Below are 20,420 nucleotides of genomic sequence, written 5' to 3'. Positions count from 1 at the left end.
TTTCAAACGGGGAATTGTACGGAGCGCCGGGCCCCTCCGCCAAAATCCGGCGGAGGGGCCCGGGGGCCGACGGGTCAGGGATCGCAGGCGGTGATCAGCCCGGCCACCTCCTCGGAGATCGCCCGGGCGAGCACGTCGAGGTCCGGTACGGCCTCCGCGTCGGCGACGAGGCCGAAGTGCACACCGTTCCGGTACGTCGAGATCGCGACGGCCAGGGACTGGCCGCGGGCCAGCGGGGCGAAGGGGTAGACCTCGGCCACGGGGTGGCCGCCGAGCTTCAGCGGGATCCCGGGCAGCGGCACGCTGGTGACGAGGATGTCGAACCAGAGCCGTGCGGCCTGGGCGACCAGCGGTCCGGCGAAGCGGTGCCCGAGCGCCGGCACGTGGTCGGCGAGCAGGGCGACGGCCCCGGCGCCCCGGTAGGGGCCCGCGTCCTTGTTGCGGTCCATGGCGGCACGGACCGCGGCGAGGCGGCGCAGCGGGTCCGGGTCCTCCACCGGGAGCCGCATCAGATAGCCGGAGAGACGGTTGCCCTGGGGGTGCGCGGTGCGCGGGCGGCGCCGGGAGACCGGGATCAGGGCGCGGGGCGCGACGCCCGCGCTGCCGTCGCCGCGCTCGTCGAGCCAGCGGCGCAGCGCGCCGGCCACGACCGCGATCAGGACGTCGTTGACGGTGCCGCCGACGACCTTGCGGACGAGGTGGACGTCGTCGATGTCGACGACGACGCCGGCGGTACGGCGGGTGCCGCTCGGCTCGGCCGTGAGCGCGGCCGTGGAGCGGGTGGCCAGGGTCGACACGGCGACGGAGGCCCCGATGTCCAGGGCCCGGCCCACGTCGGACACGGCGCCGCGCACCAGGTCGGGGAGCCCGCGCACATCGGGCAGACGGCCGCGCGCGGGCTCCTCGGGGCGGGGCCGGCGGGTGGGCAGGTCCATCGGGTCGAGGACGGCGGCGGCGAGCGTCAGGGCCCGCAGGCCGTCGGCGAGGGCGTGGTGGAACTTGAACAGCACGGCGAACGACACTCCGTCCTCGCCGGGCAGTACGTGCGCCTCCCACGGGGGCCGGCCGCGCTCCAGGGGGCGCTCCATCAGCCGTCCGGCCTCCGCCTGGAAGTCGGCGGCCGGCGCGTGCAGCCGGACGTGGTCGAGCGGGTCGAAGTCGGGGGCGGGCTCACGGGCGGCGCCGCCGAAGGAGAACGGCGCCCGCAGCAGACCGCGCGGGCGCCAGGCGTCGCGGATGCGCATGCGCAGCCCCGGCACGGCCGCGGCCCGCGCGGCGAGCAGGTCGGCCGCGTGGGCGCCGGCGGTCGGTGTGTGCGCCGCGAACACGCCGAGCGCCCCGAGGTGCATCGGGTGTTCGGCGGACTCGATGTTCCAGAACGCAAGGTCGAGAGGTGCGAGCAGGTCGGAAGTCAATGGCTTGCCTCGCGTCGGCGAAGGGTGGATCAGCAGTCAATCGCTCGTTGGCGATTACAGTCAAGTACGATCAGGCTACGCACAGTTAACACCAGATTACATCCCGCCTCGCGTGGAGGCAGCGGACTCATGGTGCCTGTGAGGTCACCCCACCACAGGGAGCGGCACCGGGCATCTCGTGCGTGTCACCCGGGAGGCGTCATGTCGCGGCCGTCGCCGACGGCCGCTACGACACCCGCTGGCCCTTGCCGAGCGCGATCACACCGCCCTGGGAGACCGTGTAGAGCTCCACGTCCCGGTCGGGGTTGACGCCGATCGTGGCGCCCGGCGGCACGTCGACGTTCTTGTCGAGGACGGCGCCGCGCACCACCGCGCCCCGCCCGATGTGCACGTTGTCGTGCAGCACCGACCCCTGCACGACCGCCCCCGGGTCGACCACCACACCCGGCGACAGCACCGACCGGGTGACCTGCCCGCGGATGAGGCAGCCGGCGCTGATGATGGACTCGCCAGCGATGCCGCCCGCGTTGAAGCGGGCCGGGGACAGCTGGCCCGAATGGGTGTAGATGGGCCAGCTGCGGTTGTACAGGTTGAACGCGGGGCGCTCGGCGATCAGGTCCATATGGGCGTCGTAGTACGCGTCCAGGGTGCCCACGTCCCGCCAGTAGCCGCGGTCGCGGCTGGTCTCGCCGGGGACGTGGTTGGCGCTGAAGTCGTACAGCTGGGCCTCGCCCCGCTCGGTGAGCTGGGGCAGGATCGAGCCGCCCATGTCGTGCACGGAGTGCTCGTCCTCGGCGTCCCGCTGGAGCGCCTCGATGAGCGCCTTGGTGGTGAAGACGTAGTTGCCCATGGAGGCGAACACGCGCTCCGGGTCGTCCGCGAGGCCCGGCGGGTCGGCCGGCTTCTCCAGGAAGCTCCGCACCGTCTGCCCGTCCGGGCCCGGGCTGATCACCCCGAAGGCCGAGGACTCCGCGCGCGGCACCCGGATGCCCGCGACCGTGACGCCCGCGCCGCTGTCGATGTGCTGGTCCAGCATCTGGCGCGGATCCATGCGGTACACATGGTCGGCGCCGAAGACGGCGACGTACTCGGGGCGTTCGTCGTGGATCAGGTTCAGCGACTGCAGGATGGCGTCGGCGCTGCCCAGGTACCAGCGCGGACCGAGCCGCTGCTGGGCCGGGACCGGGGTGACGTAGTTGCCGAGCAGGCTGGACATCCGCCAGGTCGTGGTGATGTGCCGGTCCAGCGAGTGCGACTTGTACTGCGTGAGGACGCAGATGCGCAGGATGCCGGCGTTGACGAGGTTGGACAGGACGAAGTCGACGAGCCGGTAGGTGCCGCCGAAGGTGACCGCCGGTTTCGCGCGGTCGGCGGTCAGCGGCATCAGGCGTTTGCCCTCCCCGCCCGCAAGGACTATGCCGAGTATCGAAGGTCCACCACCGCGCATGGCCGCTCCCTCACCCCTGGTTGATTCCCAGCCTGCCCGGAGCGGCGCGCGCTAAGCCTGTTTCAGGATCTCCTCGTAGAGCCGGACCGTGCGGCGGGCCACGGCGTCCCAGCCGAACTCCCCCACCGCGCGCTCCCGCCCGGCCTCGCCCATCCGCCGGGCCGCCTCCCGGTCCCCCACCACCGCGTCCAGGGCCCGTGCGAGGCCCGCCTCGAAGTCGTCGTCCAGCGGGACCAGCAGTCCCGTCCGGCCGTCCTCGACGACCTCCGGGATGCCGCCGACCCGTGACGCCACGACCGGGGTGCCGCAGGCCATCGCCTCCAGGTTGACGATGCCCAGCGGCTCGTACACCGAGGGGCAGACGAAGACCGCCGCGTGCGTGAGGAGTTGGATGACCTCCGGGCGCGGCAGCATCTGCGGGATCCAGTGCACCCCCGCGCGCACCCGGCTCAGCTCCTCGTACAGCTCGCGGAACTCGCGGTCGATCTCCGGGGTGTCGGGGGCGCCCGCACAGAGCACGACCTGCGCGGCGGGGTCGATGTGCCGTACGGCGCGCAGCAGATGGGGCACGCCCTTCTGGCGGGTGATGCGGCCGACGAACAGCACGTAGGGACGGTCGGCGTCGAGTCCGAAGCGGGCGAGGACGTCGGTGCGCGGGTCGGGGCGGTACAGGGCGGTGTCGATGCCGTTGTGCACGACGTGGACGCGGTCCGGGTCCAGCGCCGGGTAGCAGCCGAGGATGTCCTCGCGCATGGCGCCGGAGACGGCGATCACCGCGTCGGCGGACTCGACGGCGGTGCTCTCCGCCCAGCTCGACAGGGCGTACCCGCCGCCCAGTTGCTCGGCCTTCCAGGGCCGCAGCGGTTCCAGGGAGTGCGCGGTCAGCACGTGCGGAATGCCGTACTGGAGCTTGCCGAGGTGGCCGGCGAGGTTGGCGTACCAGGTGTGGGAGTGGATCAGCTCGCGGCCGGCGAGCGCGGCGGCCATCGCGAGGTCCACCGAGAAGGTGCGCAGCGCGTCGTTGGCGGTGTCGAGCGCCGGCCAGGGGCGGTGCCGTCGCACGCCGACCGTGCGGCCCTCACCCCAGCAGTGCACCTCCAGGTCGACGAGCTCCCGCAACTCCCGCGCCAGGAACTCGACATGGACGCCCGCGCCACCGTACACGTCCGGCGGGTACTCCCGGGTCAGCAGTCCCACTCGCACCCGGAACCCCCTGTCTCAACGGCTGGTTGTTCTCATGGTCACCCAGATGGGGCGTGTGGGGAAGAGCGCGGGGGCCGGGTGAGGCAGCAGTCGCCGCACAGGCCGCCGCCGGGCACCCGGTAGTAGAGGCAGCAGCTGCGGCGCCGGAAGGCCGTCCCCGTGAGGGTGCCGGTGCCGGCGAGCAGGGGGTGGGCGAGGAGCCGGGCGGTCAGGTCGCGGGCGCGGGCGGCGGCGTCGGACCGGCCGTGGGCGCGGGCCCACCCGTCGAGCTGACGGGCGGCCGCCACGAGGGCCGATCCGGCGTTGCCCCACAGCAGCCCATGTGCCACCCGGTGCCGTCGGCCCAGCGCGCCGGCGAGGGGTTCCAGGTGCCCGTGCAGGACGACGTCGGCGACGGTCCCCGGGTCGGCGCGCCGGGCGCGCACCTCGCCGAGCCACAGGTCGTCGGGGGCGGCGGCGCCGGGGTCCCAGTGCAGCAGCTCCGGATCGAGGTCGGGGACGCTCCCGTACAGCGCGGCGCAGCCCAGGGTGACCGACCAGAGGCGGGCGGCCAGGCCCTGCTGGGCGACGGACGCCGCGACCCGGTCCTCCCCGGTCCGCAGCACGCGCGCGACATGCCGGACCCGCAGGTCCAGGGGGTCCCCGTCCGCGTACGCCCGGGCCAGGGCCGTCCCGGCCCGCGGCACGTCCAGGGAGGTGCGCAGGACGAAGAAGCCGCCGAGCGGGCGGAGCGCGCCGAGGCCGGGGTCCAGGTCCACGAGGAGCAGTAGTACCAGGCCCCTGCGGGCACACCGGCCACGGGTGTCCTCCCCCCGGACACCCGACCGGAGGATGACACCGCCGCCGTCGTACTCCATCAGCAGTACGACACAGTGCGTGCTCTGGGACGACGACGGGAAGAGCCGCGCGCGGCATCGTAAGGGTCATGATGGCCGACCGTTCGCCGCGCCGGGGTCACGGCCCCCGCCCTGCGCAGAGGAACTGCCCATGAGCGCCCTCGCGTTGTCCGTGCTGCTCTCCCTGGTCTCGGCCGTCGCCTACGCGGGCGGCGCGATCGGGCAGGAGCGGGTCGCGGAGTCCTCCCCCGGGCAGCAGTTCGCGCCGCTGCGCCGGCCGGGCTGGTGGGCCGCGGTCGCGCTGAACGGCCTCGGCGGACTGCTGCACGTGGCGGCGCTGGCGTTCGGCCCGCTGAGCCTGGTGCAGCCCCTCGGCGCGCTGACGATCGTGTTCGCGCTGCCGATGGCGGCGCTCTTCGTGGGCCGCAGGGCCGGCGCGACGGCCTGGCGGGGCGCCGTGATGGCGACCGTCGGCCTGGCGGGCCTGCTGTCCCTGGTCGCCGCGTCCCCGGCGCAGTCGCTGGACACGGCCGAGCGGGTGGCCGTGGCCCTGGTGACCGGTGGAATCGTCGTGGCGCTGATGGTGGCGGGCCGGGCCGCCCACCGGCACCCGGCGGTGCGCAGCACGCTGCTCGCGACCGGGTCGGGCATAGCGTTCGGCATGTCCTCGGTGTTCACCAAGGTCGTCGCGGTCGACTGGGACGGTGGGGTGTCCCTCGGCGACCTTCCGGCGCTCGGCACCATCGGGGTCTTCGCGACGGCCGGCCTGCTGCTGTCGCAGGCCGCCTACCGGGGCGCGGGCCTGGCGGCGCCGCTGGCCACGCTGACGGTGGTGAACCCGGTCGTGGCGGCCGCCGTCGGCCTCACCCTGTTCGGCGAGGCCTTCCGGTACGGCACCACCGGGACGGTGCTCGCGCTCGGCTGCGGTGTGGTGGCCGCGGGCGGCCTGATCCTGCTGACGACGGAGCGCCTTGTGTCCGCCGCACCCGTCCCGGCTCCGGAGGCGGTCCCCTCCCCGCCGCGCGAGGAGGTCGTCGTCCCGGACGTCCTCGACGACCTGCTCGTCCCGGCGCGGGCGCCCCAGGCGGCCCCGGGGGACCCCTGGCCGCAGCCCGTCTGCCTGTACGGCCTGTTCCCCGGCCGCCACGACCCGCCGCCGGCGCTCGACCCGCACCGGGTCCGGGTCACATCCTGACGCCGCCCGCCCGCAGATAGGCCACCGGGTCGACGTCCGAGCCGAAGCCCGGGCCCGTACGCACTTCGAAGTGCAGGTGCGGGCCCGTGCTGTTGCCGGTGGACCCGGACCGCCCGATGCGCTGCCCGGCGCCGACGGACTGCCCGTCCTTCACGGAGATCGCGGAGAGGTGCGCGTACTGGGTGTAGCGGCCGTCGGCGTGCCGGATCACCACCTGGTAGCCGAACGAGCCCTCCCAGCCGGCGCTCACCACCGTCCCGGAGCCGACGGACCGCACGGATGTGCCGGTCGGAACGGGGAAGTCGACCCCCGTGTGGTAGCCCTTCGACCAGGACGAGCCCGCCTTGCGGTAGGGCGTGCCGGTGCTCGCGCCGACCGGCGCGACCAGCGATCCGCCGCTCTTCGTGACGCGTTCCTCACGGTCGGTGGACGGCTTCGCCCGGGCCGGCTCCTCGGCGGGCTTGCGGGCGGGGGCCTTCGGGGCGGCCTTGCCGCGCAGCGCGAGGCGCTGGCCCGGCAGGATCAGGTCGGGGTCCGCGCCGACGGTCGCGCGGTTCGCGGCGTAAAGGCCCCGCCAACCGCCGCGCACCTTCCGCTCTTCCGCGATCCGGGACAGCGTGTCGCCCGCCACCACCGTGTACATCTCGGCCCTGCCCGCGCGGGACTGGGGCGTGGTCTGCGGCTGGACGTCCTGGACGGAGGTCTTCCTCGTGGCGGCCGAGGCCGGGTGGACGCCGGGGTCCTCCTCGCCCCTGGTCAGCCCGGCCCGGACCGAGCACACCGGCCAGGCGCCGGGCCCCTGCCCGTCGAGCACCTTCTCGGCCACGGCGATCTGCTGGTCCCTGGTGGCCAGATCGGCGCGGGCCGCGTACCGGGTGCCGCCGTACGCCTCCCAGGTGGACTGGGCGAACTGCAGGCCGCCGAAGTAGCCGTTGCCGGTGTTGACGTGCCATCGGCCGGTGGACTCGCAGGCGGCGACCTTGTTCCAGGTGTCCATGTCGGCGGCCTGCGCGACGCCGGTGCCGATGAGCGGGAGCGCGATCCCCGCGCCGCCCGCGGTGACGGTGAGCGAGGCGCGGTTGATCCTGTTCGGCTGGTACCGGCGGTGCCGGCCGCGTACGGCCATGGAGGAGCCCCCCTCGACGTGCGTCAGGAGGGGCAAAAGTAAGCGCCGCGAACAGGCCATGACAAGACGGCAAATCAGCCGCCTGTTCGCGCCAAGTGGCGCGGAAGGGGCGCTCTTTGGCGTACGCGCGGTACGGCTGAGTGCGCCGGGCCCTTCCGTGCGTATGTGCCTGCGACATCACGCCACCCTGATGCGCGGTCGCCGTAGCGGCACGTCAGGATGGACGAGGGGCAATACTGGCGGGCGTGACCGGCACCGCTGCCATTTCGAGATCACTAGGAGCCAACGGCATGAGCACTTCGGCGCAGATCGGCGTCACGGGTCTCGCGGTCATGGGCCGCAACCTCGCCCGCAACTTCGCCCGCAACGGCTACACGGTCGCGGTGCACAACCGGACGCCCGCGCGCACCCGGGCCCTGGTGGACGAGTTCGGCGATGAGGGCGACTTCATCGCGGCCGAGACCGCCAAGGAGTTCGTGGCGGCGCTGGAGCGCCCGCGGCGGCTCGTCATCATGGTGAAGGCCGGTGAGCCGACCGACGCCGTGATCCAGGAGTTCGCGCCGCTGCTCGAGCCCGGCGACATGATCATCGACGGTGGCAACGCGCACTTCGCGGACACCCGCCGCCGTGAGCGGGACCTGCGGGAACAGGGCATCCACTTCGTCGGCATGGGTGTCTCCGGTGGTGAGGAGGGCGCCCTCCACGGGCCGAGCATCATGCCGGGCGGCCCGAAGGAGTCGTACGACTCGCTGGGCCCGATGCTGGAGAAGATCTCCGCCAAGGCGAAGGACGGGGCGCCCTGTGTGACGCACGTCGGCCCCGACGGCGCCGGGCACTTCGTGAAGATGGTGCACAACGGCATCGAGTACGCCGACATGCAGCTCATCGGTGAGGCGTATCAGCTGCTGCGGGACGTCGCCGGCTACGAGCCCGCGCAGATCGCGGAGATCTTCCGCACCTGGAACCAGGGCCGGCTGGACTCCTACCTGATCGAGATCACCGCCGAGGTGCTGTCCCACGTGGACGCGGCGACCGGCAAGCCCTTCGTGGACGTCGTCGTCGACCAGGCCGAGCAGAAGGGCACGGGGCGCTGGACCGTGCAGATCGCGCTCGACCTCGGAGTGCCGGTGTCCGGCATCGCGGAGGCCGTCTTCGCCCGGTCGCTGTCCGGGCACGCGGAGCTCCGCGAGGCGTCGCGGGGGCTGGCCGGCCCGAAGGCCTCGCCGCTGAGCGAGTCGGAGGCCGCGGCCTTCGCCGACCGCGTCGAGCAGGCGCTGTACGCCTCGAAGATCGTGTCGTACACGCAGGGCTTCCACGAGATCGACGCGGCCCGCGCCGAGTACGACTGGGACATCGACCTGGGCGCCGTCGCGGCGATCTGGCGCGGTGGCTGCATCATCCGCGCGGCGTTCCTGGACCGTATCCGGGCCGCCTACGACACCCGCCCCGACCTGCCGAGCCTGCTGTCCGACGAGACCTTCGCGCAGGAGATCGCCGACGCGCAGGACGACTGGCGCGAGGTGCTGATCGCCGCGACCCGCCAGGGCGTGCCCACGCCGGGCTTCGCGGCGGCCCTCGCCTACTACGACGCGCTCCGCGCGGAGCGGCTGCCTGCCGCGCTCACCCAGGCGCAGCGGGACTTCTTCGGCGCCCACACCTACCGCCGGGTCGACCGGGACGGCTCGTTCCACACGCTGTGGGGCGGGGACCGCTCGGAGGTCTCCGCCTAGCCTCCGCGTCCGCCTCGTCGGTTCGTCCGCCCCGCGCCCGGTCCTCCACCCGGGCGCGGGGCGGACGGCTGTCCGGGTGAGCCCGACCGCCCCCAGTGGCGCCCCCGGGTGGTGGGCGCCCGGGTCTTCTGCCGGGGGTGGACACCGTACGAGACCGAGGCCGACGTGATCTGCGCCTGGCGGCGCGCGTTCCCCTCGTTCCCTCGCTCGCGCCGTAGCCGCCCGGACCGGCGGTCAGCTCAGCGGCGGGCCGGGCTCGGGGTTCGGCACCGGTTCCGGCCCCGGCGGGATCGGCGACGGGGCGGGCCCCGGCGGCACGGGGTCCGGCGGTGACGGCGGGCCCGGCGGCACCGGATCCGGGGGCGGGCCCGGCGTGGGCGGCGGCGGCCCGGGCGCCGGGGGCTGGGGAGCCGGCGGGGGCTCCGGGGTCGGGACCGGATAGGGCTCCGGGTGCTGCGGCTCCGGGTCCGGCGCCGGTCCGGGGACCGGATCCGGATACGGGTTCGTCATGGCGTCCTCCACCCACTCGACGCACGTCGGCTCTGGACTACTGCTGCCCCGCATACCCGGGACGGGTGCGGACAGTCACCCGCCCGCACCAAGCACGCTCAGGCCCGAGACCGTCAGAACCGCCCGGGATGCGCCCGCAGCCAGTCCTTCGCGGCGGCGACCAGCTCCGGGTCGGCCGCGGGGGCCTCGTCCGGGTGCCGCTCGGCCCACTTGGCGACGTACGGGCAGAGGGGTACGACGACGAGGCCCTCGCGCTCCGCCATGCGGTACAGCTCCCGGGCGAGGGAGCCGGCGATGCCCTTCCCCTCGTGCGCGGGCTCCACGACGGTGTGAACGGGGACGAGGGCACGGGACGGTTCGTCGAGGACGAAGTACTCGATACGGCCGACCACCTCGTCGCCCTGGACTGCCTCCAGGCGGCCCGCCGCCCGGTCGTCGCGGATCTCGGTGTCGCTCATCGCACGCTCCTGCTCCTGGGACTCAGGCCACCGGCACGGCCTGCGGGCTGCGCTCCTGGTCGGAGCCCGGCACCGGCTCGGACGGGTCCGCGCCGAGAGCGACGATCCGGTTGGCGCCGTCCACGTGCACGACGCGCGGCTCGAACTCCCGCGCCTCGGCGTCGGTCATCTGAGCGTAACTGATGATGATCACCAGGTCGCCGGGGTGGACGAGATGGGCGGCGGCCCCGTTGATCCCGATGACGCCGGACCCGCGCTCGCCCTCGATGACGTACGTCTCCAGACGGGCGCCGTTGGTGATGTCGACGATGTGGACGAGTTCACCGGGCCACAGATCGGCGGCGTCGAGCAGATCCGCGTCGATGGTCACCGATCCCACGTAGTGCAGGTCGGCCTGGGTGACGGTGGCGCGGTGGATCTTGGACTTGAACATGGTGCGCAGCATTTTCAACTCCTGGAAGACGGCTCCCTGCCCGCTTTGTGCAGGTCAAGGGCGGTCTTCACTGTACACGGGCACGCGTTGGAGTCGATGTTTGTGAGGAACATCGAGGGCAGGTCCAGCGTCACCGGCTCGACCGGGGGCTCGTGGCGCCCCGGCGAAGCCGGCCCGGACGCGTCGCCTCGCCCTGAGGTCGAGGCCGCGAGGCGAAGTGGGGGGACTGCCTGCCAGGCAGGCAGGTCCCTCTCAGTCTCGTTCCGGAACGGCCATTTCCCCGAGCAGTGACCAACCCTCCTGCGGAACCGTGACGTTGACGATCTCCGGGGTCCGTACGAGGTGGGGCGGCAGGGTGCTCCGTGCCGCGGTGAAGTGGTCCGAGGTGACGTGGGCCAGGCCGGCCTCGTCATCGCGGAAGGCTTCGACCAGCACGTAGACCGTGGGGTCCTCGACACTGCGGGACCAGTCGAACCACAGGCATCCGGGCTCGGCCCGGGTGGCCTCGGTGAACTCGCGGGTGATGTCCGGCCAGGTGTCGGCGGATTCGGGCAGAACGTGGAACTTGGCGGTGATGAAGATCAAGGGGGGTCTCCCTGAGGCGTATCAGTCGGCAATCCGTTCACGGCACGAGGATTGCCCGTCCTCGTACCCGTCCGGCGTCGAGGTCGTCCAAGGCGTCCTGGAAGCGGTCAAGGGGGTACGAGGTGGTGTGCAGCCGTACCTTACCCCGGGCTGCGAGCACCATCAGTTCGCACAGGTCGTTGTAGGACCCGACGAGGTTTCCGATGAAGTTGATCTCGGCGGAGATGATGTCGATGGTGGGTACGTCGATGTTCTCGCCGTAGCCGACCACGTGGTAGTCGCCCGCCCGCCGCAGCATGCGCACACCGTCGCGCGTGGCGCCGCCCTCGCCGACGAAGTCGATCACGGCTTCGGCTCCGCGCCCGCCGGTGAGGGCGAGGACCTCCTCGACCTGGTCGCCGCCGCTCAGGACGCCATGGTCCGCCCCGATCGAGAGGGCCAGCTTCAACGCGTCGGGATTGCGGTCGACGACCACGATCTCGGCGGCGGTCAGTGCCTTGAGGACCTGCACGCCGATGTGTCCGAGTCCGCCCGCACCGATGACCACGCACCGGTCGCCCGGGCGGAGACGGCGGGCCGCCTTGGCCACGGCGTGGTAGGCGGTGAGACCGGCGTCGGCCAGCGCCGCGACGTCAGCGGGTTCCAGAGAGTCGTCGATACGGACGACGCTGCGGGCGGAGGTCTTGAGGTACTCGGCGTAACCGCCGGCGGTGTCGATGCCGGGGAACTGGCTCTGCTCGCAGTGCACGTCGTCGCCCGAGCGGCACGCCCGGCACAGCCCGCAGGTGATCAGCGGGTGGACGATGACCTTGTCGCCCTCGGCGACGTTGGTGACGGCACTGCCCACCGCGTGCACCCAGCCGGCGTTCTCGTGCCCGATCGTGTACGGCAGCGTGACGCCCGACTTCTCGGCCCACTGGCCCTCGAGGATGTGCAGATCGGTGCGGCAGACGCCGGCCCCGCCGATCTTCACGATCACGTCGTACGGGCCGGTGACCGAGGGAGCCGGTACGTCTGCCATCTCGAGGGTGCGGTCGTATCCGACGACCTGGACTGCCTTCACGGGGTGTGCTCCTTTTCGGGGGTGATGAGAGTGGTGTCTTCCTGGCGGGGCGACTGGTCCGGGGCGGCGTCCGGGTAGCGGGTACGCAGAAGGGCACGGCAGAAGTGCGCGTTGCCGTCGATCGACAGGCGGACCGACCGGGCGAAGCGCAGCCGCAACGGGATCTCGCCCGCCGGATGGGGCCGTCCATGGTCGTCGACCATGGCGGGGTCGGAAGGTGATGTGCCGAGCCCCAGGGCCTCGCGGCGTTGCAGCAGTGCGCGGGTCGCCTCGGTGCCCGGGAGATCGCCGAGCACGATGCCGTGCAGTCGTTCCTCGGTGAGTGAGGTGTCCTGCCGCAGCAGCGCGGTGAGCGCGCGTTCCATGGCGGCGGCGTGGGCTTTGCGGCGGAAGATCAGCCGCAGTTCCTCGAGGTCCTTCTCCGCCTCGGCTCCGAAGGTCCCGCGGTAGCCGGCGTCCGCGGCCAGTCCCCGGTTGATCAGGTCCGAGTCGTGATGGTCGTCGAGCAGCACCGTGACCGCGCCGACGCCGGGGAGGGCCGTCAGGACGTCTTTCGCGTCGGACGCCATGAGGTAGGCGAAGTTCGGCGCGCAGAACGAGGTCGGCAGCCGCAGGTGCACGGTCAGCCGGTGATCGCCGTCGGTCTCGATGGACCGTACGAAACCGAGGTCCGTGATCGGTTCGTCCAGCTCGGGATCGAGGACCTTGTCGAGCGCCTGCCGGGCCCGCTCCTCCAGTGTCGCGGCACGTGTCTCGCGCGCCGGGGCATGGGCCGCCATCTCACACTCCCGCCGACTGTGCCAGGGCGTGTTCGGCGGGGACCGGGATGTCGTACAGCGCCGCCGCGTTCAGCCCGAGGATCTTCTTCTTCTGTTCCACGGTGATCGGCGGGTACTCCTCCTGCATGTCCTCGGGGATCTGGAAGTCGACGAACCTCTCGATCAGCCAGCGGGGAGTCCACAGCGCGTAGTCGCTGGAGAACTGGATGCGGTTCTCGTCGAGCCAGAACAGGAGCTCGCCGATGATCTGTGCGAAGTACCGGGGACGGCGGTGGATGAAGGGCATGGCGACCGCGAGGCCGGCGTGCACGTTCGGTTCCTGCGTGGCTATCCAGCAGAAGTCCTCGAGGCGGGGCAGTCCGCAGTGCTCGACGACGAAGTTCAGTTCCGGGAAGTCGCTCGCGGCCTTGTCGACGTCCGCGACGTCGAACGCGTCCCTGTCGAGCGGCCGGATCGTCGGACCCTTGTGGATGTGGATGTTCTTGATGCCCACTTCCTGGGCTGCCTCCAGGTAGCGGTACGACCACTTGTCGTCGAGCTTGTAGCCGCGTGAGTCGCCGTGCCATTCCGCGGTGTACAGCTTGGCGCCCTTGAGCCCGAAGCGTGCCGCGTCCCGGCGGAGCTGTTCGAGCCCCTTCTGCTCGAGACGTGGGTCCCAGCAGTGGTTGTAGGTCAGCCGCTCGGGGTGCTGCTGCGCCAGCGCGAAGGCTTCTTCGGTCTGGCCGAAGCCGTTCCCGAAGAACGCTCCGAGATGGGCGGGCTGGAAGATCGCGTGGTCGACGTGCCCGTCGTCGAAGAGGTCCTTCATCAGGCGCCGGCCGCCGTAGTAGAGGAAGTCCTCGTACGGCCACAGCTCAGCCTCCGGGCTGAGGTTGCGGTGGTAGTCGTAGAAGCAGTCGATGAACTGCTTGCCGTGGATGTTCAGCTGGTTCGAGGGGCGTGCGTCCCACAGTGCGACGTGCGCGTCCACGATGAAGTAGTTCTCGCCGTCCTTGGCGTACATGTCGGTCTCCGTCCCGGTGACGACCGTGTTTCGGAGAGCGACGTTAGGCAGTGTCACGGCGACGGGGCAGGCCCGTACCGTCTCACTTTGAGACAGTCGGCCGGGAACGCTGTCCGGCACCCGCGTCGTAGCCTGATCGCAGATCGACGCACGGGCTCAGTGTGGAGGCCGCAGTGGACCAGAACCGCAATCCGGCGCCCGTCGCCCGCCACAAGGACGAGGCGACGGCCGCAGAAACAGCCCTGCTGACGCCCCGCCTGCAGGCGTCATGGCAGCGCAGCCGACGGTACGGCCTGAGTCCGGAGGACCTGCAGCCCGACTTCACGGGCACGGTGGACACCGAGTGCCTGCTCTACGAATGCGGCCACGAGGTGCTTCAGGGACTCAAGGACACGCTGGCCAACGAACCGGTCGGCATGATGCTCACCAGCAGCGACGGCCTGGTGCTGTCCCGGTTGTGCAGCGACTCCTCGGTCAGCCGGTCCCTCGACCGAGTCAACCTCGCCCCCGGCTTCTCCTTCTCCGAGAGCAACGCCGGCACCAACGGGATGGGCCTCGCCCTCGCCGACCGCGCACCCTCGCTGGTACGCGCCGAGGAGCACTACTGCACCAGCCTGCGGCAGTACACCTGCGCCGCGGTACCTGTGCTCGATCCCCTCACCGGGGAACTCGCGGGCAGCATCAACCTCACCACATGGTCGGACTCCTCATCGAAGCTGCTCCTGGCACTGGCGCAGGCTGCGGCGGGGAACACGGCCGCCCTGATGCTCGCCCGCACCACCGGCAGGAAGCCACGTCCGGCTCCTCGCGGCGAGGTGTTTCAGGTGTTCGCGCATCGAGCCCAGCCGGGGAGCGAGTCCCTCCTCCTCTCCTCACGCTGGACGGACGCGGTCGCGGAAGCCCGTACCGCCCTGGCCGAGGGCCGGCTCCTCGCCGTGGTGGGAGAGTCGGGAACGGGCAAGTCGACCCTTGCGGCCCTCGCCCGGCGCCAGGTCCGGTCCCGGGAACGCATCCTGTGCGCCCGTCCGCCGCTGGCCGACGACATCACGTCGTGGATGGGGATGTGGGCTCCGGAGCTGGCCAAGACCGACACCTGCGTCATCACCACAGGGGTCCACACACTGCCCGCGTGGGCAGCCGAAGACCTGGCCGAGCTGCTCTCCGGCAGACCGCGCGGGAACACCGCGGACCAGCACCCGTACCTGCACCCGGCCATCATCACCGCCGACAACTACGCGCGCATCCCCCAAGCCCTGCGCTCACTGGTCGGCGCCGTGGTCGAAGCCCCCACCCTGCGTTCCCGCCCCGACGACATCCTTCCCCTGGCGGACCACTTCGCCCGCGGGTTCCGGGGCCGTCCCGTCACCTTCTCCCCTGCGGCCGCCCGGGCGCTGTCCGACTACCACTGGCCGGAGAACAGCAGGCAGCTCCAGCGGATCGTGCGCGACGCCGCTTCCCGCACCGACGTCGTCGACCTCCGGCACCTCCCCGCCGAGGTCTTCGTCGGCACGCCCCATCGGCTGAGCCGTATCCAGGCCCTGGAACGGGACGAGATCGTCAGATGTCTCACCGAGCCGGGCACCACGGTGGCGCAGGCTGCGGACGCCCTCGGCATGAGCCGGGCGACCATCTACCGCAAGATCGCCCAATACGACATCACCATCCCCGCGCGTACCCGATGAGCAGGGACAACCAGTCCCTGCAGTGGTCTCGCGTTGAGCATCGCGGCCACTTGCGGATCCTTGTACGTGTCGACGCCCAGAATCACGTCGACACCTTGATCCGACGGCCGCGATTCTGGAGCCACCGCTCTCAAGATCGTGCCTGACCGGCCCGGTGAGCTGCCGGAGGCTGATGCCTGACGCAGGACGCCCACCCACGAATGCGGTTCGGTGATCACCCGCCCTCCTCTGCCCAGGAGGAGCACGAGAGGGTGGCATCGCCGCACGCAGCACCTGTTCGACGGCTCCTGACAGCCAGGGCGTGTGCGAGTTCCGGCGTCGTGTCGCTGGTCGGATTGTGACCGGTTGGGGCTCATGGCAGAGCGGGCGCGGGGCCTGGTGGTGACCCTCTACAACTGGGCACGCCCGCGCGACCTCGCCCACTACGAGGACTTGCTGCACCGTGCTCTTGCTGAGCGGCCGGTGGCTGGTGTTGCGAGTGAGCCACTCCGCCGCCGACCGGCACCCCCGGCTGGATCAGCCCAGAGCAGTACCGTCAGGGCACCGCGGGTCCGGCGGGCGACGTGTTCGCCGGGGGGCGCTCGTGGCCTACGCGGCCACCGGGCGGCTGCCGTTCGGGGTCGGCGCACCCGACGTGGTGGCCTTCCGCGTGATGTCGGGTGAGGCGGATCTGGACGGCGTCCCCACCGCCCTGCGCGGGGTCGTGGAGAAGGCGCTGTCCAAGGAACCCGCTGACCGCCCGTCGGCCGCCGAAGCCGCCCATGAGTGCGCTGTCCGGCTGGCCTCCGAGGCGACCCAGGTGGGGAGCGCCGGCTCGGGACCGGCGACGGCCGTGGACATGGTCGCGGCCGTATGGGCCGTGCCGGCCGGGGACGATCCGTCATGGCACCTGACCGCGGACCGGAAGCGGCCGAGGAAGCGGCTGGTCGGCGGCCTGGTCCTGGCGGCGGGCGTCATCGGCGGCCTGGCCGGAGGGGTGGTGGCGCTGCTGCCCGGGGACAGGTGGACCGACACGCACACGTCGTCGGTGGCGGCCTCGGCCTCGTCGTCCTCGTCGGCCGGATCGGCGCAACCGTCCACAAAGACGGTGAAGGGCGACACGGCGGCGAGGCAGCAAACTGCGAGTGGCGACTCGGCGGCCCCGGAGAGCTGGAACCAGGCGCGGGCGGCGCAGGGGGCTGGCGAGCACGACGTGGCGCGCGCCCTCCTGCACGACGAGGGCGTGGAGGCACGGGACCTCGGTGACGGCATCGACTTCGCCCCGGGGACCGTGCGGTTCCACGAGTCGCGCCGGGAGGTCTACCTGTCATACACGCTGGCCTCCGACGAGGAGGGGGCGCTGTACGCCGAGACGGAGATCGCCCGGACCATGTGCCTGTCGCTGCGGGACGTCGTCCTCCGCCTGCACCCGGATCTGCCCTACCACACGTACGTCATGGTGAAGACGCAGAACGGCCGGGATCCCCAGGTGATGTGGCAGGACGACTTCGTCACCAACACCGAGTGCCGGGTGGCTGCCGACGACGGCACCGGGCAGGGGTCGGACGCCACCACTCAGGACTGGCAGCCGGACGAGGACGGTCTCGGCCAGGCGATGATCCCCAGTACCGACCGCGACGAGATCCGGGTCGCGGACGGCGCCACCAGACAGATCATCGCGGGCGCCAACGGCATGCGGCAGAGCCTCGACACCGACCATGTCCTGGGCAACGAGGAGATCAAGGTCGGCTTCGACCCGGTCGATTCGGTGATGTACGTCTGGTCGGACTACGTGCGGTGGAACGAGCAGCAGGTCGAATCCTGGGCGGACATGGCCGCCGGGAGGGCTTGCCGCGCCCTCGTGCGCCAGTCGCAGAGCTCGGGCGGCGAGTGGCCGTACCACCGCTACGCCGTGGCGGAGATCGGCGGATCCGGCTACCTGATGATCCGTTGGGGTACGGCCGCCGCGCAGGCGGACTGCCCGGCCTGAACGGCAACTCCGGGCGGGGCCGGGGTTGACCCTCGACCTGGTCGAGGGATCAGAGTTCCGGGTGTGGAGAGCGAGATGCGCAGCATTGGGGAAATGGCCCGGGACGGCGGACTGAGCGTGAGTGCGCTCCGGTTCTACGACCGGGCCGGTGTACTGGTACCCGCCTGGGTGGACCCGGTCAGCGGCTACCGCTGGTACCAGCCCGAGCAGGTGGAGGAGGCCCGCTTGCTGGCCCGTCTGCGCCGGGCGGGTATGCCCCTGGCCGACATCCGGCTCGTCCTGGCCGGCTGGTCCGGCTCGGACGGCGATCTCGTGCGAGGTCTGCTCCAGGCACACCTGCGCCGTCTCGAACGGGGGTTGTCCGACGCCCGCGGTGAGTTCTCCACGCTCCGAGCCCTACTCGACCACAGGGAGAATCCCATGACGTCGCTCCGCACCGCCACCGCCCGACTGTCCCTCTCCGCCCCGGCGCTGGCCGCCGCGCTGGACGCGGTCCGTTTCGCCGCCACTACCGACACCGAGCTGCCGACGCTCGGCGGGGTCCTGTTCGACGTCGAGGGGGAAGAACTCCGCCTCGTGGCCACCGACCGCTACCGGATGGCTGTCGCACGAGCACGCACGACCGGACACGTCGGGTCCCGGACACAGGCGGTCGTGCCCCTTCCGCTCGCCGACGCGATGCGGGCGCTGCTGACCGGGGAGGAACCCGTCCAGCTCACGGTGGACGGTGACCGCGTGACGCTGGAGGCCGGGGATCGCCAGGCGGCCGGCCAGAGCCTGGGACACGAGTTCCCCGACTACCGCCGCCTCACCGGTCTCCCGGCCGGCCGGCGGGCGCACGTCGACACGGCGGCCTTCCGCCAGGCGCTGGAGACCGGTCCGGTCCGCGCCGGCGAGACCCGCGAGCAGGACCACACGACCCATGACGTCAGTGTGCTCGGAGTGACGGAGAGCGGAACCGTCGTCGTGTGCGCCGACGGTGACGACGACCAGGGCAACGTCGCCGTCACCCGCGATTTCCTGCTGCACGCGCTCGCGGCCGGGGCGCGGGAGGAGCTGGTCCTGGAGCTGGGCGCTCCCACGGCGCCCCTCGCGGTCCGCCGGCCCGACGACGAGGGGACGTTCTCGATCCTGATGCCGGTCCGCCTGGAGAACTGACCTCCGCACGGGCCGGATCCGTCCTCGGTCACGTACGCCCGCCTCAGCCCCGTGCCGGCGTCAGGGCACCTCGTCCCGTACGAGTGCCCTGACGAAGGGCTCGCCGCTGCGCCGGGCGTACGTCTCGAAGGGAAGAAAGACCGGCTGATGCCCCTGGGACCCGCCCAGGACGGCGGTCTGCACCTTGCGGTTGTCCTCTTCGGTCACGTCCGAGGCCATCTGCACGCACCCTCGTGTGTCACGCGGAAGTCACTGGCGTCCACCCGCTGTCCGAGCGTGGCGGACGTTCAACGCTCACTCAGCCTCGCTCGCCGCTTCCTCCTCGCCCCCGCGCAGACGACGCGCACGCTCGGCGATCTCGTCGGCGATCCTGTCCTTGACCGAGCCGGCGCGGTCGAGCGTCAGCTTGCCGCGGCTTCGAGCGGCGTCGACGCCCTTCGCTCCCGTCTCGAGCGCCTTGTCCCGCACCTCGGTGGCCGCTTCCACCCATCGTCTCGCCTCCGACGACCGGCGGCCGGACTCGATGCCGAGCCGCTCGTGGAAGTCATGGACTCCGATGGCCATCTGGTTGCTCGACTGGACCACGGCCGGGGACTTGGCCGGGTGCAGCAGCACCTTCGCGTTGGCCGTGCCGGCGACCGCGTCCATCCGCGCCACCAGACGACCTCGTCGAGCCCACGGACCGTAGCTGACGCTCCGGAGAGGAGTTGGGAAAGCCGGCCGCTTATGCGGACCGAGCCCGCACCACTCCACGGCCGTGCTTCCGGAAAATGCATCCCATGGACCGTCAGACGATGTGCAGCCAACGCGCCTCACGGGCTCAGTCCGCGAGGTCGGCCTTGCCGAACAGGACCGCGTAGCTGGAGGGGAGCTGGCTGAGGATCTGATTCAGTTCTCCGCCGGTGACAGCGTCGGCGACAGTGGTCAGGACCGCGCTGGCGTCCCATTCCGCCGTACGAGGCCGGGCGTCGGTGCGCTCGGCGACCCGGCGGTAGAACTCTTCGATCCCGAAGCTTCGCGCCTGCTGCGGCATGGCATCGTCCAGGACCTGTCGCAGCGGGCCGGGCAACTGGGAGGCGAGGTCCTTGACCTCTCCCGGACTGATCCGTTGGGCCAGCACTTCCAGCACGGCGTTGGTGACGTCCGCGGCTTCGCCCTGGTCGTGGTATTCGCCTCGCTCGCGCACACGGGCGAGGAATCCGTCGTATTTCATAGCTGACTTCCTTCTGCCTTGGTCACCGCTGGCTCATAGGGGGCGCCCTGTGCGTCGTCGGGGCGGGCCGGGTCCGTCCGCCGGCGCGCAGCCGCCGTTCGCGGGGCCCTTGGCCCGGTCGTCGTCGAGGCGTTGTCCGACCGCGGCGGACGCACGACGTGCCGTGCCGCGGTGCCGGCCGTCCTCGGCGCATACAGGGTGCTGCCCGGTCCGGTGCCCGGGCGGTGACGGTGGGCTCCTGATCGCCTCCTTCGTCCTTCTCTTGATCTCATCGTCCGCCGTTCGTCATGCGAGCCAGGCGGACTCCTTGTGACGTGTGTGGGGGGAGACGTCCGAGTGGCCTGCGACGGCTGACGTGCCCGTGGTGCCGGGGACGGCCGCGTGTCCCAGGTGTCGGTGGATGTAGTGGATGCTCATTGAGCCTTCGCCGGCTGCGGAGGCTACGCGTTTGACGGAGCCGCTGCGGACGTCGCCGACGGCGAAGACTCCGGGGAGGCTGGTTTCCAGGCTCATGCAGGTACGTCCGCGGCTGTGCCAGATGTCGGGGGAGGTGCAGGCTTCCTGGGCTTCGGGTCCGGTGAGGATGAAGCCGCGGGAGTCCAGGGCGAGGGTGTC

At 71.8% G+C, this 20,420-nt stretch carries 19 protein-coding genes and 1 pseudogene; 5 read left to right on the top strand and 15 right to left on the bottom strand.

Annotated elements, in window-relative coordinates; translation table 11 throughout:
- Nucleotides 1–74 precede the first annotated feature (74 nt).
- The 4 genes from ACFRAC_RS14395 to ACFRAC_RS14380 form a co-directional block, all read right to left on the bottom strand.
- On the bottom strand, nucleotides 75–1,415 hold the full coding sequence (locus ACFRAC_RS14395; protein ID WP_382924207.1) for a wax ester/triacylglycerol synthase family O-acyltransferase: 1,341 nt from the start codon (nucleotides 1,413–1,415) through the stop codon (nucleotides 75–77).
- Nucleotides 1,416–1,641: 226 nt separating this feature from the next.
- Nucleotides 1,642–2,862: a glucose-1-phosphate adenylyltransferase gene (gene glgC / locus ACFRAC_RS14390; protein ID WP_382924206.1), complete on the bottom strand. Its 1,221-nt coding sequence runs from the start codon at nucleotides 2,860–2,862 to the stop codon at nucleotides 1,642–1,644.
- A gap of 51 nt (nucleotides 2,863–2,913) precedes the next feature.
- Nucleotides 2,914–4,065, bottom strand: a complete 1,152-nt coding sequence (gene glgA / locus ACFRAC_RS14385) for a glycogen synthase (RefSeq protein ID WP_382924205.1) — start codon at nucleotides 4,063–4,065, stop codon at nucleotides 2,914–2,916.
- A gap of 38 nt (nucleotides 4,066–4,103) precedes the next feature.
- Nucleotides 4,104–4,823: a (2Fe-2S)-binding protein gene (locus ACFRAC_RS14380; protein WP_382924369.1), complete on the bottom strand. Its 720-nt coding sequence runs from the start codon at nucleotides 4,821–4,823 to the stop codon at nucleotides 4,104–4,106.
- 229 nt (nucleotides 4,824–5,052) lie between these two features.
- Between ACFRAC_RS14380 and ACFRAC_RS14375 the strand changes: the two genes are divergently transcribed.
- The gene (locus ACFRAC_RS14375) at nucleotides 5,053–6,096 is read left to right on the top strand and encodes a DMT family transporter (protein WP_382924204.1); all 1,044 of its coding nucleotides are present in this window, start codon (nucleotides 5,053–5,055) and stop codon (nucleotides 6,094–6,096) included.
- Here the strand turns inward: ACFRAC_RS14375 and ACFRAC_RS14370 are convergent.
- Nucleotides 6,086–7,222 (bottom strand): transglycosylase family protein, encoded by a 1,137-nt coding sequence (locus ACFRAC_RS14370; protein WP_382924203.1) that lies wholly within the window; start codon nucleotides 7,220–7,222, stop codon nucleotides 6,086–6,088. The genes ACFRAC_RS14375 and ACFRAC_RS14370 overlap by 11 nt on opposite strands.
- A gap of 290 nt (nucleotides 7,223–7,512) precedes the next feature.
- Here ACFRAC_RS14370 and gndA point away from each other — a divergent pair, with 290 nt between their 5' ends.
- A complete protein-coding gene (gene gndA / locus ACFRAC_RS14365) occupies nucleotides 7,513–8,952 on the top strand; it encodes an NADP-dependent phosphogluconate dehydrogenase (RefSeq protein ID WP_382924202.1) in 1,440 nt (479 codons plus the stop codon).
- A gap of 623 nt (nucleotides 8,953–9,575) precedes the next feature.
- Here gndA and ACFRAC_RS14360 read toward each other — a convergent pair.
- The 6 genes from ACFRAC_RS14360 to ACFRAC_RS14335 all read right to left on the bottom strand — a co-directional run bounded on the left by ACFRAC_RS14360 (nucleotide 9,576) and on the right by ACFRAC_RS14335 (nucleotide 13,783).
- The gene (locus ACFRAC_RS14360) at nucleotides 9,576–9,920 is read right to left on the bottom strand and encodes a GNAT family N-acetyltransferase (protein ID WP_382924201.1); all 345 of its coding nucleotides are present in this window, start codon (nucleotides 9,918–9,920) and stop codon (nucleotides 9,576–9,578) included.
- Between the two features lie 22 nt (nucleotides 9,921–9,942).
- On the bottom strand, nucleotides 9,943–10,365 hold the full coding sequence (gene panD / locus ACFRAC_RS14355) for an aspartate 1-decarboxylase (RefSeq protein WP_382924200.1): 423 nt from the start codon (nucleotides 10,363–10,365) through the stop codon (nucleotides 9,943–9,945).
- 240 nt (nucleotides 10,366–10,605) lie between these two features.
- On the bottom strand, nucleotides 10,606–10,938 hold the full coding sequence (locus tag ACFRAC_RS14350; RefSeq protein WP_382924199.1) for a putative quinol monooxygenase: 333 nt from the start codon (nucleotides 10,936–10,938) through the stop codon (nucleotides 10,606–10,608).
- A gap of 37 nt (nucleotides 10,939–10,975) precedes the next feature.
- Nucleotides 10,976–12,001, bottom strand: coding sequence for an NAD(P)-dependent alcohol dehydrogenase (locus ACFRAC_RS14345; protein WP_382924198.1), 1,026 nt, complete (start codon nucleotides 11,999–12,001; stop codon nucleotides 10,976–10,978).
- Nucleotides 11,998–12,780, bottom strand: coding sequence for a metal-sulfur cluster assembly factor (locus tag ACFRAC_RS14340; protein WP_382924197.1), 783 nt, complete (start codon nucleotides 12,778–12,780; stop codon nucleotides 11,998–12,000). Before ACFRAC_RS14340 ends, ACFRAC_RS14345 begins: the two co-directional genes overlap by 4 nt.
- Before the next feature lies 1 nt (nucleotide 12,781).
- A complete protein-coding gene (locus tag ACFRAC_RS14335) occupies nucleotides 12,782–13,783 on the bottom strand; it encodes an amidohydrolase family protein (protein ID WP_382924196.1) in 1,002 nt (333 codons plus the stop codon).
- A 173-nt stretch (nucleotides 13,784–13,956) separates the two neighbouring features.
- On the opposite strand from ACFRAC_RS14335, the gene ACFRAC_RS14330 reads away from it, so the two are divergent.
- The 3 genes from ACFRAC_RS14330 to ACFRAC_RS14320 all read left to right on the top strand — a co-directional run bounded on the left by ACFRAC_RS14330 (nucleotide 13,957) and on the right by ACFRAC_RS14320 (nucleotide 18,592).
- Nucleotides 13,957–15,465: a GAF domain-containing protein gene (locus tag ACFRAC_RS14330; RefSeq protein WP_382924195.1), complete on the top strand. Its 1,509-nt coding sequence runs from the start codon at nucleotides 13,957–13,959 to the stop codon at nucleotides 15,463–15,465.
- Nucleotides 15,466–16,048: 583 nt separating this feature from the next.
- On the top strand, nucleotides 16,049–17,434 hold the full coding sequence (locus tag ACFRAC_RS14325) for a hypothetical protein (protein ID WP_382924194.1): 1,386 nt from the start codon (nucleotides 16,049–16,051) through the stop codon (nucleotides 17,432–17,434).
- A gap of 75 nt (nucleotides 17,435–17,509) precedes the next feature.
- On the top strand, nucleotides 17,510–18,592 hold the full coding sequence (locus ACFRAC_RS14320; RefSeq protein WP_382924193.1) for a MerR family transcriptional regulator: 1,083 nt from the start codon (nucleotides 17,510–17,512) through the stop codon (nucleotides 18,590–18,592).
- A 60-nt stretch (nucleotides 18,593–18,652) separates the two neighbouring features.
- On the opposite strand, the gene ACFRAC_RS14315 is transcribed toward ACFRAC_RS14320, so the two are convergent.
- From ACFRAC_RS14315 to ACFRAC_RS14300, 4 genes and pseudogenes are all read right to left on the bottom strand, one after another.
- Nucleotides 18,653–18,811: a hypothetical protein gene (locus ACFRAC_RS14315; RefSeq protein WP_382924192.1), complete on the bottom strand. Its 159-nt coding sequence runs from the start codon at nucleotides 18,809–18,811 to the stop codon at nucleotides 18,653–18,655.
- Between the two features lie 75 nt (nucleotides 18,812–18,886).
- Nucleotides 18,887–19,249: a hypothetical protein gene (locus ACFRAC_RS14310; RefSeq protein ID WP_382924191.1), complete on the bottom strand. Its 363-nt coding sequence runs from the start codon at nucleotides 19,247–19,249 to the stop codon at nucleotides 18,887–18,889.
- A gap of 163 nt (nucleotides 19,250–19,412) precedes the next feature.
- Entirely contained in the window at nucleotides 19,413–19,805 is a 393-nt protein-coding gene (locus ACFRAC_RS14305; RefSeq protein ID WP_382924190.1) for a DUF2267 domain-containing protein, read from the bottom strand.
- A gap of 285 nt (nucleotides 19,806–20,090) precedes the next feature.
- Nucleotides 20,091–20,420: pseudogene (locus tag ACFRAC_RS14300) on the bottom strand (cyclic nucleotide-binding protein); the annotation flags it as partial.

The sequence above is a fragment of the Streptomyces sp. NPDC056628 genome (genome assembly GCF_042792555.1).
GTDB lineage: Bacteria > Actinomycetota > Actinomycetes > Streptomycetales > Streptomycetaceae > Streptomyces.
The sequence above is the reverse complement of the archived record's forward strand: the minus strand, read 5'-3'. Positions and strand labels throughout refer to the sequence as shown.